Raw genomic sequence first — 13540 nt, 5'->3', positions numbered from 1 at the left:
GCGTGTTCAGACGGTTTCGAACGCGTATTTTTCCGTGTCCACCTCGCGTTGCGAGGCCACGGCATAGCGGTCGCCCTGGATGCGCTCGGGCTTGAAGAGGTCGTCCAGTTCGGCCAGCAGGGCAGCATCCAGGCGCACGGCGCCGCCGCGCAGGTCTTCGTGCAGATGGTCCACGCTGGTGGTGCCCGGCAGGGCAATCACATGCTCGCCTTGGTGCAGCACCCAGGCGATGGCCAGCTCGGCCAGCGTGCAGTCGGCGCGCTCGGCAATCGACTGCATGGGCGCGAGCAGCTGCAGGTTCTTCGCATAGGCCTCGGGCGCGAAGCGCGGCATGGCGGCGCGGATATCGCCCTTGACCAGGCCCTCGACCTCCTGGAGCTTGCCGGTGAGGAAGGCGCGGCCCAGCGGGCTGAAGGCCACGTAGGCAATGCCCAGTTCCTTGCAGGCCTGCAGCGTGCCCAGTTCGGCATTGCGCGACCACAGCGAATACTCGCTTTGCAGCGCGGCGATGGGGAAGGTGGCATGGGCGCGGCGCAGCGCGTCGACGCCGATCTCGGACAGGCCCAGGGCGCGCACCTTGCCCTCTTCCACCAGGCGCGACATCTCGCCCACCGATTCCTCGATGGGCACGCGGCGGTCCCAGCGGTGCAGGTAGTAGAGATCGATGACATCGGTGCCCAGGCGCTGCAGGCTGTCTTCGCAATTGCGGCGCAGGGTCTTGGGATGGCCATCGATCACGCGGCGCACCACGCCGTCTTCGCCGCGCACGCCGGCCATGCCGCATTTGCTGGCCAGGGTGATGTGGTTGCGGTGGGACTTGAGCACGGGGCCGACCAGGGATTCGTTGGCGCCGAAGCCATACAGCGCCGCCGTGTCGAACAGGGTGACACCGGCGTCCAGCGCCGCATGCAGCACGGCCTTGCCCTGCTCGGGCGACGGCGGATGGCCATAGGCGTGGCTGAGGTTCATGCAGCCCAGGCCGACGGCGCTGACGGAGAAGGGACCCAGGTGGCGTGTGGACAGGTTGGTCATGGTTTTCTCACAGGGAAAAGAAGCAAGGGAGCGGCCAGCGCTCCCTTGCAATGTCGAAGGCCCATTTTGCCGTCAAACCGACGTGCCCCTCACGCCCGTGCGCGCCCAGGCCGGCAGCGGCACGGGCCGGTGCAGCACGTCGTCGTTGAGCCACATGGCGCTGCGGCGCGCACGCTCGGCCACGGTGTCCAGCGGCAGTTGCTGGTAGTCGTCGTTGAAGACCTCGAAGCTGTAATCGCCCCGGTAGCCCAGGCGGTCCAGGCGCAGCACCAGGTCGGCCAGGCGCTCGCTGTGCACGCCCTCGCCCGGGAACACGCGGAAGGTGCGCGCCGTGGCCATGCGCTCTTCGAAGGTGGGAGCGTCGTGCCACATGAAGTCGGACAGCTGCACCAGGAAGATCTTGTCGCGGTCGATCATCTCCAGCGCGTCCAGCGGCGTCTTGGCGGCCAGGATGTGGAAGGAGTCCAGCCCGATGCCCAGGTTGGACGTGTCGGCACGGCAGACCACGTCCCAGCTGGTGGTGAACTCATTGACGGAGCGGCCCCAGGACAGGCCCTCGTAGGCGATCTTCACGCCCAGCGGAATGCCCAGCATGGCCAGCTTGCGCAGGTCGCGCGCAATCACGTCGAGATCGCCCGTGGCATGGCGCGAGGTGGACGAGCAGGCCAGCAGCACGGGGCTGCCGATCTCGGCGCACATCTCCAGCATGGATTTGGCGATGTCCACCTTGTAGTGGTGCAGGTGGTCGGACAGGCCCTCGAAGTCGCGCAGCACCTGAAAGCCCGTGGGCCGCAGGCCGCTGGCGCGCACGGCCGCCGCTGCCGCCTTGACGCCGCCCGGATGGCCGGCCAGGTCGCGCGCACTGAGCATGACCTGGGTGAAGCCCGCGCGCCGGATGGCGTCGAGCTTGGCCTCCAGCGAGCCATTCAGAGTGATGGTGTCCATGCCATAGCTGTCCAGCAAGCCCATGTTGCCCTCCAGGATCGTTGTGTGTATCGGCGGTTGAATCGGACGGCGGCGCGCCAGGCTTTGCGCTAGGCGTCGCGGTGCACCAGCTCGAACACCACGGTGCCCATGGCGTTGCGCGTGAGCGCACCGCGGTCATCGGGGTGCAGACGGCTCGATTCCACGAACTCCACGCCGCGCTGGCGCAGCGCCTGCACGGCGCCAGGCACGTCGGTGGTGCCCAGGCCGATGCGCTGCAGGCGCTCGGGCATGTCGTCCCACTCCAGGCCCGGATCGGGCTCGATGAGCTGCCACAGGAAGCGCTTGCAGGGGCTGCGCATGAGCTTGCCCTTGGGCAGGATGCCGAAGCGCTGCGCGTCGGGCAGCAAGTGGAAGTCGAACATGCGTTCGAAGTAGGTGATCCAGTCGGCGCTGCGGCCACGCCCTATGTACTGGACCACGCCGAAATAGCCCAGGCCGGCCAGCGCCGGTGGATGGGGATCGGCCCCGGCGATGGGCTTGAAATCGATGTCATAGATGGAGAACTCCTGCCATCGATCGACAAAGTAGAAGCGGCTGCCACCCGGGCCGTGGATGGCCGGGATGTGCAGCTCCATCGCCTGGGCCTGGCTGGGCGCCGCCCAGGCTCCCAGCTCGATGCAGCGCGTATGCGCCTGCAGGGCATCCTGCACGCGCAGCGCCACCGCCGAGATGACGGGCTGCCCGTCCGAGGCGGCATTGGCCAACGCATCGGCAGCGCCCGCATTGACCACCAGGTTCATGTCCCCCTGCCGGTACAGCGTCACCTCGCGCGAGCGGTGCCGCGCCACGGGGCGAAAACCCAGCCCCTCCAGCACCTGGCCCAGGGCCTGGGGCTGGCTGGTCGTGTACTCGATGAACTCTATGCCGTCGATCCCGAGGCGATTGGACGCCTCGGGCACGTCTTCCCGGCTGCTGGAGGAGGAATCGGTCATTGCGGTACTCCGGATGGAAACATGGTGCGCTGCGACGGCTCGCCGGGCGGGTCAGGCCTGCAGTTGCTGCTCGAGGTCGTGCAGGACCTGATAGCAGGGCAGCACCTGGGCCACGCTGGAATTGGGCTCGCGGCCTTCACGGATGGCGGCGAAGAACTCGCGGTCCTGCAGCTCGATGCCATTCATGGACACATCGACCTTGGAAACGTCGATCTTCTCCTCCTTGCCGTTGACCAGATCGTCATAGCGCGCGATGTAGGTGCCGGTGTCGCCGATGTAGCGGAAGAAGGTGCCCAGCGGGCCGTCGTTGTTGAACGACAGGCTCAGCGTGCAAATCGCGCCATTGGCGGCCTTGAGCTGGATGCTCATGTCCATGGCAATGCCCAGCTCCGGATGGATGGGGCCTTGGACGGCATTGGCCTTCACGATGGGGCTGCCGGCCTGGTAGGCGAACAGGTCCACGGTGTGGGCAGCGTGGTGCCACAGCAGGTGATCGGTCCAGCTGCGGGCTTGGCCCAGCGCGTTCATGTTGGTGCGGCGGAAGAAGTAGGTCTGCACATCCATCTGCTGGATGTTGAACTCGCCGGCCGCGATCTTCTTGTGCACCCACTGGTGGCTGGGGTTGAAGCGGCGCGTGTGGCCGCACATGGCCACCAGGCCGGTCTGCTTTTGCAGATCGGCCACGGCCTGCGCGTCCTTGAGACTGTCGGCCAGCGGGATCTCCACCTGCACATGCTTGCCGGCCTTCAGGCATTCGATGGCCTGGGCGGCATGCATCTGCGTGGGCGTGCACAGGATGACGGCGTCCACCTCGGGCAGGGCCAGGCTGTCGGCCAGCTCGGTGGTCACATGCTTGATGCCGTACTTGTCGGCCACTTCCTGGGTCTTGGCCAGCTCGCGGCCCACCAGGGAGACGACTTCAACGCCGTCGATGTTCTTGATGCCGTCCAGGTGCTTGATGCCGAAGGCACCGGCGCCCGCCAGGGCGACTTTGATGGTCTTGTTGCTCATATGAGTCTCCGTAGAGCCGCCTCAAGGAGGCGAAGGCCCCCTCGGGGGGCAGTGAATACACGCAGTGATGAACGTGGGGGCCTCAGCCGTTCTCCAGGATGAGATGTCCCACGGCCGTATTGGACGCAGGCACATGGTAGAAGCGGTGGTTGACCTTGGGCAGCGGCGCGGGGCCATCCACATCGGCCATGGCACCGCGCGCGATCAGCCACATCACCAGCTCGATGCCTTCGGAGCCGGCCTCGCGCACGTAGTCGATATGCGGCATCTTCGCCAAGCCTGCCGGATTCTCGATCAGCAGGTCCAGGAAGCGGTTGTCCCACTCCTTGTTGATCAGGCCCGCACGCGCGCCCTGCAACTGGTGGCTCATGCCGCCCGTGCCCCAGATCTGCACGTTCAGGTCTTCGTCGAAGCTTTCCACGGCGCGGCGGATGGCACGGCCCAGGTTGAAGCAGCGCTGGCCCGACGGCACGGGGTACTGCACCACGTTGACGGCAAACGGAATCACCGGGCAGGGCCAGGCGCCCGTGCGTGCGTCCTGCTGGCCGCACATCAGCGACAGCGGCACGGTCAGGCCGTGGTCCACATCCATCTTGTTGACGATGGTGAGGTCGAAGTCCTGCTGTATCACCGACTGCGCGATGTGGCTGGCCAGCTCCGGATGGCCGACAACCTTGGGCACGGGGCGCGGGCCCCAGCCTTCGTCGGCGGGCTGGTATTCAGCGGCTGTGCCGATGGCAAACGTCGGGATGAAGTCCAGGCTGAACGCGGTCGCGTGGTCGTTGTAGACCAGGAAGATCACGTCGGGCTTGTTGTCCTTGAGCCATTGGCGCGAGTGCTCGAAGCCCTTGAACAAAGGCTGCCAATAGGGTTCGTCGGCCTTGCCCAGGTCCATGGCCGCGCCGATGGCGGGCACGTGCGAGGTGTAGACGGATGCGGTGATGCGCGCCATGTCAGTTGCCTTCCTTGTTGTTCTTGTCCACGCTGCCGGCCTTGCCCTGCGGCTGGCGGTGGGCCTGGGCATCGCCCTCCTCGCCCACGCGGCGGTTGCCTTCGGCCGAACGGCCTCCGCCCACCATCATGTTGCGGTATTCCTCTTCGGACATGCCGGTCATGGAGCCTGCCATCTGCTGGAAGCTCTTGCCGTCCGTGGCGCCGATCTTGGCCAGAAAGTAGATGTTGCCGCCCGTGCGCATGCACCAGTTGAGGTCGCGGGCCAGCACGGCCTGCTTCTGTTCCTCGCTCATGGCCCATTCGTCCAGGTAGGCACGCTCGTCGGCCTTGAAGCGCTCGCGGTTCTCGGCCTTCATCAGCGACATGCAGAACTGGTTGAGCCAGTAGCCTTTGCGGGACTGCTCGGCATCAAAAATGATGGTGCCGGGCACGTCCAGATAGGGTTTGTCCAATGCCATGGATATCTCCTTGAATATGTCCGGCACCCAGGCCGGACATGGTCGCCTTCAGGCCTCTTCGGGCCAGTAAAGGCGCATGGGGTTGTCCACCAGCAGCTTGCGCTGCAGTTCGGCCGTGGGGGCGATGTGCGGGATGAAATCGACCAGGAGGCCGTCATCGGGCATGTGGTCCTTGAGGTTGGGGTGGGGCCAGTCGGTTCCCCACAGCACGCGGTCGGGGAATTCCTCGACCACGCGGCGGGCGAAGGGCACCACGTCACGGTAGGCATTTTGCTCGCCGTCCAGCGCCTTGGGGCCGGTGACGGACAGGCGCTCTGGGCAGCTGACCTTGCTCCAGACGTTCTGGTGCTCGCGCATGAACCTGAGGAACAGCTCGAACTCAGGGCCGTCCACGGGCTTGTTCACATCGGGGCGGCCCATGTGGTCCACGACCACGGTGGTGGGCAGGCTGGTGAAGAAGTCCCACAGCTCGGGCAGGTCCACGGCCTCGAAGTAGATGACCACATGCCAGCCCAGCTTGGCGATGCGGCCCGCGATCTCCAGCAGCTCGTCCTTGGGCGTGAAGTCCACCAGGCGCTTGACGAAGTTGAAGCGCACGCCGCGCACGCCGGCGGCGTGCAGCTCCTGCAGCTCCTCATCGGTCACGCTGCGGCGCACCGTGGCCACGCCGCGCGCCTTGCCGTTGGCGGCCTTGCAGGCATCGACCATGGCGCGGTTGTCGGCGCCGTGGCAGGTGGCCTGCACGATGACGTTGCGCGCAAAGCCCAGGTGGTCGCGCAGCGCAAACAGCTGCTGCTTGCTGGCGTCGCAGGGCGTGTACTTGCGCTCGGGCGCGAAGGGGAATTCATCGCCGGGGCCGAAGACGTGGCAGTGGGCATCCACAGCGCCTGCGGGCACCTGGAACTTGGGCTTGGAGGGGCCGGCGTACCAGTCCAGCCAGCCGGGGGTCTTCTCGAAATTGCTCATGCGCTTCTCCTCCTCAATCGATATAGCGCAAGCCGGCCTTTTCCAGGGGCTCGCGCATCTTGTACATGTCCAGGCCCAGCACGCCGGAAGCCAGCTTGGCGCGCTTCTCGCCCTCGAAGCTTTCGCGCTTTTGCGCGGCTTCCAGCGTGGCGGCGGCCTTGGCGGCGGGCACGCAGACCACGCCGTCATCATCGGCCACGATCACGTCGCCGGGCGTGACCCACATGCCTGCGCAGACCACCGGGATGTTGACCGAGCCCAGCGTGGCCTTGATCGTGCCCTTGGAGGAGATGGCGCGGCTCCACACGGGGAAATTCATTTCCTGCAGCGTCTTCACGTCGCGCACGCCGGCATCGATGATCAGCGCCCGTGCGCCGCGCGCCTGGAAGCTGGTGGCCAGCAGGTCGCCGAAGTAGCCGTCCGTGCATTCCGAGGTCACGGCCGCGACCACGATGTCGCCGGGCTGGATCTGCTCTGCGGCCACATGCATCATCCAGTTGTCGCCGGGCTGCAGCAGCACGGTGACGGCCGTGCCCGAGACCTGCTGGCCCGCGTAGATGGGACGCATATAGGGCTTGAGCAGGCCCACGCGGCCCATGGCCTCGTGGACGGTGGCCGAGCCCAGGGCGGCCAGGCCGTCGGCGGCCGCGCGGTCGGCGCGCTGGATGTTGCGGTAAACCACACCGAGTTCGTACATGGTGTTCTCCTTGGATCTGTGGTGGCGGCCTGTTTACAGGCCCTTTTGCTTGAGGGCGGCGTCCATGCGCGGGAACACGCGGCGCGCATTGCCTTCGTAGACCTGGTAGCGCTCCTCTTCGGTGAGGTTGGCCGTGGCCTCGATGTAGCGCTTGGTGTCGTCGTAGTAGTGGCCCGTGGTCGGGTCGATGCCGCGCACGGCGCCGATCATCTCGCTGGCGAACAGGATGTTCTTGACGGGGATCACCTTGGTCAGCAGGTCGATACCGGGCTGGTGGTAGACGCAGGTGTCGAAGAAGATGTTGTTGAGCAGGTGCTCGTCCAGCAGCGGCTTCTTGAGCTCCTGCGCCAGGCCGCGGAAGCGGCCCCAGTGGTAGGGCACGGCGCCGCCGCCATGGGGGATCAGGAACTTGAGCGTGGGGAAGTCCTTGAACAGGTCGCTGGTCAGGCACTGCATGAAGGCCGTGGTGTCGGCATTCAGGTAGTGGGCGCCCGTGGTGTGGAAGCACGCGTTGCAGCTGGTGGAGACGTGGACCATCGCGGGGATGTCGTACTCCACCATCTTTTCGTAGATGGGATACCAGGAGCGGTCCGACAGCGGGGGCGAGGTCCAGTGGCCGCCTGAAGGATCGGGGTTCAGGTTGATGCCCACGTTGCCGTACTGCTCCACGCACTTGACCAGTTCGGGAATGCAGGTGGCGGGGTCCACGCCCGGCGACTGCGGCAGCATGGCGGCCGGGATGAAATGCTCGGGGAACAGTTCGCTGACGCGGTAGCACAGCTCGTTGCAGATGGCGGCCCAGGTGCTCGATGTCTGGAAGTCGCCGATGTGGTGGGCCATGAAGCTGGCGCGCGGGCTGAAGATGGTGAGATCGGAGCCGCGCTGCTTCATCAGCTTGAGCTGGTTGGTCTCGATGGTCTCGCGGATCTCGTCGTCGCTGATCTTCAGGTCGCTGGCCCTGGGGGCCTTGGACGGGTCCTTGAGGCCTGCGATCTGCAGGTCGCGCCAGGCGCCCAGGGCCGCGGGCGCGGTGGTGTAGTGGCCGTGTACGTCGATGATCATCGGATGGTCTCCTGCGTCTTTATGGGGTGGGAATGTGTCAGTGGAGGGGTCAGTGGAGGGGTGCGGCAGGCGCCGCGCCGCCTTGCGGCTCGGGACTGCTGTACTGCTTGATGATGAGGGCGGCCATGGCGATCACGCCCGGAATGGCCACCACCGCAAAGATCTCGCTGAAACCCAGCTGGCGCGCCGACAGCTCGGCCACCAGGAAGGAGCCCGCGATGCCGCCGAAGCGGCCAATGCCCAGCATCCAGGCCACGCCCGTGGCACGGCCCCGCGTGGGGTAGTAGGCGGCGGCCAGCGCCGGCATGGACGATTGCGCGGTGTTCATGATGGTGCCGGCCAGGAAGACGGCCACCACCAGCCAGCCCAGGTGGCCAGCCGTCTGGCCTATCCACCAGATGGAGGCCGCCGTCAGCGCATAGCCGATGGCGATGATGCGGTTGGCATTGAAGCGGTCCATGAGCCAGCCGAACAGCACGGCGCCCACACCGCCCAGCGGGAACAGCGCGGCCACCAGGGTGCCGGTCTTGGGGTCCAGGCCCGCTTCCTTGAACAGCACGGGCATCCAGTTCATCAGCGCGTAGAAGATGACCAGTCCCATGAAGTAGGCGATCCACAGCATGATCGAGCCCACCCGGTACTCGCGCGACAGCACCACGCCCATGCCGCTGCTGGCCTGGGATTCGGGCTGGGGCTTGGACTCGGTCATCACGAAGCGCTGCACGCCCTGCACGGCATCACCGGCAATGCGCGCCAGCACCTTGCGGATGCGTTCGGCTGGGTAGTTGTTGGCCACCATGTGGCGCACCGACTCTGGCAGCAGCAAGACCAGGGCCACCAGCAGCAGCAGCGGCGCGACACCGCCCAGGATGAGCACGCTGCGCCAGCCGAAATGGGGGATCATCCAGGCCGCCAGAAAGCCGCCGAAGGCCGCGCCCAGCGGAAAGCCGCAGAACATGGCGTTGGTCAGCGTGGCGCGGCGCGAATCAGGGCAGTACTCGCTCATCAACGTGACGGCATTGGGCATGGCGGCGCCCAGGCCCAGGCCGGTGACGAAGCGCAGCACGGCCAGCGTCCAGATGTCAGGCGAAAAGCCCGAAGCCAGGCAGGACACGGCAAACACCGCCACCGAACCCACCAGCACGGACTTGCGGCCCAGCCGGTCAGCCAGCGGACCAGAGAACAGGGCGCCTGCGGCCAGGCCGAACAGCGCCGCGCTGAGCACGGGGGCCAGCGCAGGCTTGCTCACGCCCCACTCGCCGATCAGCGAGGGCGCGATGTAGCCGATGGCCGCCGTGTCAAAGCCATCGAGCAGAACGATCAGGAAACACAGCGCAAAGATGACCCACTGGAATCCCGAGAACGGGTGCTCGTTGAGCAGGGTCTGCACATTGACGCCGGTTGCTGCGGCGTCCTTCTGGACGGATGTCATGACTTGTCTCTTCCACTGTCTCTCAGCCTGGCGGATACCGCATCTGCGCGCGCGACCCGCCCCTTGCACTGCAGGGGCCGGCAAGCCCCTGCGCTGTTTCTTCAGTCCTGCCTGCGTCCGTCCCAGGCCGAGCGCGGCACCATGACCTCGCCGCGCATCAGCAGGCGCGCCGTGCGCAGCAAGGCGGCCTTGGTCACCACTTCGGGATGGGCCGGGTCGCTGTCCAGCGTCACGCTGAATTCGCCCGTGGGATGCTCCACCGACACCGTGAGCGGGCCCGCGCCCTGCGTGAGCTGCGCAACGCCGTCGCACACGGTGCCCGGCATCTTCACGGCCGTGCCGACGGTGACGGCTGCCAGCACGCCGATGGCGTCATGGCAGACGTGGGGGATGAAGCTGCGCGTGGTCAGCGCGCCGCCATGCTGGGGCGGCGCGATCAGCGTCATCTTGGGGTAGTTCTTGGCCGAGACATCGCCCAGGCCCATGGTCCGGGAGATCTGCAGGCGCAGCGCCTCGATGCGGCGCTTGAGATCGGTGTCGGCGTTGAGCTCGGCCACGGTCTCCAGGCCGGTGGCTCCCACATCGGCGGCCTTGAAGATCACCAGCGGCATGCCGTTGTCTATGCAGGTGACGTCAAGCGTGAAGTCTTCGAACCCCTCGCCCGTCACCGTGACCGTGTCCCGGGGCTTGCCCGTGGGCAGCAGGCCCGAGCAGACCGAGCCGGCCGTGTCCAGAAAGCTGATTTCGATGGGTGCCGAGCTGCCCGGCGCGCCGTCGATGCGGGCCGAGCCTTCGTACTCCACCTGGCCGCCGGGCGTCTGCACGGTGATGTCGGCCGCCATGCCGGTGTTCAGCGTCAGCACGCGGAAGGTGCTGGTCTCGCCGCGCGAGGAGACCATGCCGGTCTCCAGCGCAAAGGGAACCACGCCGGCCAGCATGTTGCCGCAGTTGGGCGTGGTGTCCACCGTGTCCTTGTCGGGCTGCAGCTGGGCGAAGAGGAATTCGAGGTCGATGCCGTCCTTGTCGGAGAGGCTGACGATGCCGACCTTGCTGGTCAGCGGATGCGCGCCACCCACGCCGTCGATCTGCCGCTTGTCGGGCGAGCCCATGGCCGCGAGCAGCACGCGGTCGCGCGTGGGCAGGTCGGAGGGAAGATCGGTGGCCCGGAAGAAGGGGCCCTTGGAAGTACCGCCCCGCATCAGCAGGCAGGGAATGGCCGTTTGCATGGCTGTCTCTATCAGTATGGGTATGACAGCTATTGTGAGCATGGCGCGGGCCAGGCACCACTGAGCAAGCCCGCTAGCAGCTATAGCAAACCGGCATAGCTCAGTGCCAGGCTTGCGCTGCGGGTTGCGGCGCCCATGCGCCGCAACTGCTTGATACAACTTATTTTTGTGCGGTGCCGCTCAATCGCGGCCGTGGCCCCGGCCACGATCATGGTCATGCCCGCGGCCACGGTGGCCGTCGCCACGATGGTCGTCACCACGCCCGCCATGGCGATCGTGGCGGTCGTCACGGTCCCAGCGGCGGTCATCGCGGCGGTGTTCCCATTCGCGGTGGCGGCGCTCCTCGCGCCAGCGCGGATCGGGACGCGGCGGCCCGGCATGCCAGTGCGGCGGCGGGTTGCGCAGGAAGTACACCGGGCGGCCGCAGGCGCCGTAGCGGGCGCAGTGCTTGCCCCAGTGCTTGGCGTGGCCCGGGGGCACCCACATGTAGACAGGCAGCGGAGCCATGGGGGCCGGCGCAATGATCACGGGGCGCTGGTACAGCAGCGCTGGCGGCGGCGCGTTGCCGATGTCCACGGTGCCGTAGACGCCCGGTGCCAGTTGGCCCGAGACCGAGCCGCTGATATAGGTCTGCGCCTGGGCCGCAAGGGCCGAGCAGGCCAGCGCAAAGGCGGCCGCGGCGCGCAAGGTGGTTCGCAAGGTGAGCAGGGCCATGTTCTTTTGAAGTGGGTGAAACAGGAAAGGCCCCGTTTCTACCAAGCGCGCGGGGCCGCGTGGGCCGCTGCGCCTGAAAAGGTGTAAGAACCCGTTCAAGCCAGCGCCCGTACCTGTTCAACGCGCCAGGGCTGCCTGCGGTGCACAGCAGACCGCAATGGTCCGCTTTCTGGCCTGCACGCGCTCAGTCCAGCTTGAGCCGGGAATCCTTCACCACCTTCTGCCATTTGGCGATCTCGGCGCGGCGGAAGGTCTCCAGCTCGGCCGGCGTGGAGCCTATGGGCTCGGCGCCTATGCCAGCGAGCCGCTCCACGATGGCGGGTTCGCGCAGCACCTTGGCCAGCACCGTGGACAGCCGGTTCACGATGGCCTGCGGCGTGCCGGCCGGCGCAAAGATGGCGTTCCATTCATAGGTCTCGTAGCCGGGCACGCCCGACTCGGCGATGGTCGGCAGCTCGGGCGCGGCCTTGGAGCGCTCCAGCCCGCCCACGGCCACCGCGCGCAGCTTGCCGGTCTTCACGTGCTGCCAAGCCGAGCCCATGCTGGCAAACATCAGCGGCACCTGGCCCGACATCACATCCATCATGGCCGGGCCGCCGCCCTTGTAGGCCACATGGTGCAGCTGCGTCCTGGCCAGCAGGTTGAACAGCTCGCCCGCCAGGTGCTGGGCCGAGCCCGGGCCTGCCGACGCAAAGTACAGATGCCCGCCCCCTTCGGAGCGGCCGGCCTGGATCAGGTCCTGCACGCTCTTGATGGGCGACGAAGGCGCAACCACCAGCACATTGGGCACGCGCAGCAGCAGCGAGACCGGCGCGAAGGCCTTGAGCGTGTCGAACTGCATGCGCGCGTGGATGGCGGGGTTTTGCGCGTGGTTGGAGGCATCGAGCATCAGCGTGTAGCCGTCGGGCTGGGCCTTGGCCACCTGGGCGCCGCCGATCATGCCGCCTGCCCCGCCCCGGTTCTCGATCACCACGGGCTGGCCCAGCTCGGCAGCCAGCCTGGGGCCGATCAGGCGCGCCACCACATCGACGGTGCCGCCGGGCGGATAGGTCACGACCAGGGTGACAGGGCGATCGGGGTAGTTGGTCACTGTAGCCGCTGCGGCCGCAGCAGCCGCTGCAGCCGGCGCGGCCATGCCGGCAACAGCCGAAAGCAGGCCTGCTGCTGCCCACAGGCTGGCGGTGCGTCTGGACAGGGAATTCATGGTGTGTCTCCTTGGTTTGGCATGTCGTTTTGGAATCGGAACAGCTCGAAGGCGGTGCGGCCCAGCACAGCCTGCAGGGGGCCGGCATCGTCCAGCCAGTCCTGCAGCCAGCGCACGGCCGCCGGATAGCTGGCCTGGCCGGCGTGCTGCGTGTGCGGCCAGTCGCTGCCCCAGAGCAACCGCCCGGCCGTGAAGGCCTGCAGCAATTGCGCGGTGGCCTGCCGGCCCGAGGCGGCACAGTCGGCGGCCCGCCAGATGCGGTAGGGCGCGGACAGCTTGACCCACACACGGCCGCTGCCGGCCTGCTGCAGCAGATAGCCAAAGCCAGGGTCGCGCACGCCCAGGGCCGGGTCAGGACGCCCGAAGTGGTCAACCACCACGCGGCAGCCGGCCGCCAGCAAGGCGGGCAGCAGGTCCTGCAAGCGCCCGGCCTGCAGGTGCAGCTCCACATGCCAGCCCAGGGTGTTGGCCTGCTCCAGCACGCGGAGCCAACCGGGCGCATTCAGATCGGGCAAAGGCAGGCCGATCAGGTTCAGGCGCATGCCCACCACGCCGGCATCGGCCAGGGCCTGCAGTTGTTCATCGCCCGTGCTCTCATCCACCACGGCCACGCCGCGCAGGCGCTGAGGCTGGGTGCGCAGCGCCTGGAGCAGGTAGCTGTTGTCCGTGCCCAGAAAGCTGGGCTGCACCAGCACGCCATGGGCCAGGCCGTGCGTGTCCAGGTGGTGCAGATAGGTGCCCAGGAGCGCATCCTCGTCGGGCGCATAGCGGCGCGCATCCGGCATGGGCAGGCCACGCTCGAAGACATGGGCATGGGTATCGACGCTGGACGCAATGGCGAACCGGGGCACGGCAGACACGGGAA

The 13540-nt window shown here is 67.2% G+C and carries 14 protein-coding genes; all 14 read right to left on the bottom strand.

The features are described from left to right. Positions 1-6: 6 nt before the first annotated feature. Positions 7-1032 (bottom strand): aldo/keto reductase, encoded by a 1026-nt coding sequence (locus tag DELCS14_RS11890; protein WP_013801818.1) that lies wholly within the window; start codon positions 1030-1032, stop codon positions 7-9. A gap of 72 nt (positions 1033-1104) precedes the next feature. Then, a complete protein-coding gene (locus DELCS14_RS11885) occupies positions 1105-2001 on the bottom strand; it encodes a sugar phosphate isomerase/epimerase (protein ID WP_013801817.1) in 897 nt (298 codons plus the stop codon). Between the two features lie 65 nt (positions 2002-2066). Further along, positions 2067-2951 (bottom strand): 4-hydroxyphenylpyruvate dioxygenase, encoded by an 885-nt coding sequence (locus tag DELCS14_RS11880; RefSeq protein ID WP_012206245.1) that lies wholly within the window; start codon positions 2949-2951, stop codon positions 2067-2069. Between the two features lie 51 nt (positions 2952-3002). Next, entirely contained in the window at positions 3003-3962 is a 960-nt protein-coding gene (locus tag DELCS14_RS11875; protein ID WP_012206246.1) for a Gfo/Idh/MocA family oxidoreductase, read from the bottom strand. Positions 3963-4044: 82 nt separating this feature from the next. Then, positions 4045-4914 (bottom strand): class III extradiol dioxygenase subunit beta, encoded by an 870-nt coding sequence (locus tag DELCS14_RS11870; protein WP_013801816.1) that lies wholly within the window; start codon positions 4912-4914, stop codon positions 4045-4047. A 1-nt stretch (position 4915) separates the two neighbouring features. Beyond that, complete coding sequence (ligA, locus tag DELCS14_RS11865) at positions 4916-5374, bottom strand: protocatechuate 4,5-dioxygenase subunit alpha (RefSeq protein WP_012206248.1); 459 nt, start codon at positions 5372-5374, stop codon at positions 4916-4918. Positions 5375-5422: 48 nt separating this feature from the next. Further along, the gene (locus DELCS14_RS11860) at positions 5423-6340 is read right to left on the bottom strand and encodes an amidohydrolase family protein (RefSeq protein WP_013801815.1); all 918 of its coding nucleotides are present in this window, start codon (positions 6338-6340) and stop codon (positions 5423-5425) included. Between the two features lie 13 nt (positions 6341-6353). Continuing rightward, entirely contained in the window at positions 6354-7037 is a 684-nt protein-coding gene (ligK, locus tag DELCS14_RS11855; protein ID WP_013801814.1) for a 4-carboxy-4-hydroxy-2-oxoadipate aldolase/oxaloacetate decarboxylase, read from the bottom strand. A gap of 33 nt (positions 7038-7070) precedes the next feature. Beyond that, positions 7071-8099, bottom strand: a complete 1029-nt coding sequence (locus DELCS14_RS11850) for an amidohydrolase family protein (RefSeq protein WP_012206251.1) — start codon at positions 8097-8099, stop codon at positions 7071-7073. 49 nt (positions 8100-8148) lie between these two features. Continuing rightward, on the bottom strand, positions 8149-9531 hold the full coding sequence (locus tag DELCS14_RS11845; RefSeq protein ID WP_013801813.1) for an aromatic acid/H+ symport family MFS transporter: 1383 nt from the start codon (positions 9529-9531) through the stop codon (positions 8149-8151). A 101-nt stretch (positions 9532-9632) separates the two neighbouring features. Beyond that, positions 9633-10757: a 4-oxalomesaconate tautomerase gene (locus DELCS14_RS11840; RefSeq protein ID WP_013801812.1), complete on the bottom strand. Its 1125-nt coding sequence runs from the start codon at positions 10755-10757 to the stop codon at positions 9633-9635. Positions 10758-10937: 180 nt separating this feature from the next. Next, complete coding sequence (locus DELCS14_RS11835; protein ID WP_013801811.1) at positions 10938-11471, bottom strand: hypothetical protein; 534 nt, start codon at positions 11469-11471, stop codon at positions 10938-10940. 184 nt (positions 11472-11655) lie between these two features. Beyond that, positions 11656-12675, bottom strand: coding sequence for a tripartite tricarboxylate transporter substrate binding protein (locus tag DELCS14_RS11830; protein ID WP_013801810.1), 1020 nt, complete (start codon positions 12673-12675; stop codon positions 11656-11658). Beyond that, a complete protein-coding gene (locus tag DELCS14_RS11825) occupies positions 12672-13535 on the bottom strand; it encodes an amidohydrolase family protein (RefSeq protein WP_013801809.1) in 864 nt (287 codons plus the stop codon). The genes DELCS14_RS11830 and DELCS14_RS11825 overlap by 4 nt, the downstream gene beginning before the upstream one ends. Positions 13536-13540 lie beyond the last annotated feature (5 nt).

This window comes from Delftia sp. Cs1-4, assembly GCF_000214395.1.
Classification (GTDB): Bacteria; Pseudomonadota; Gammaproteobacteria; order Burkholderiales; family Burkholderiaceae_C; genus Comamonas; species Comamonas acidovorans.
The sequence above is the reverse complement of the archived record's forward strand: the minus strand, read 5'-3'. Positions and strand labels throughout refer to the sequence as shown.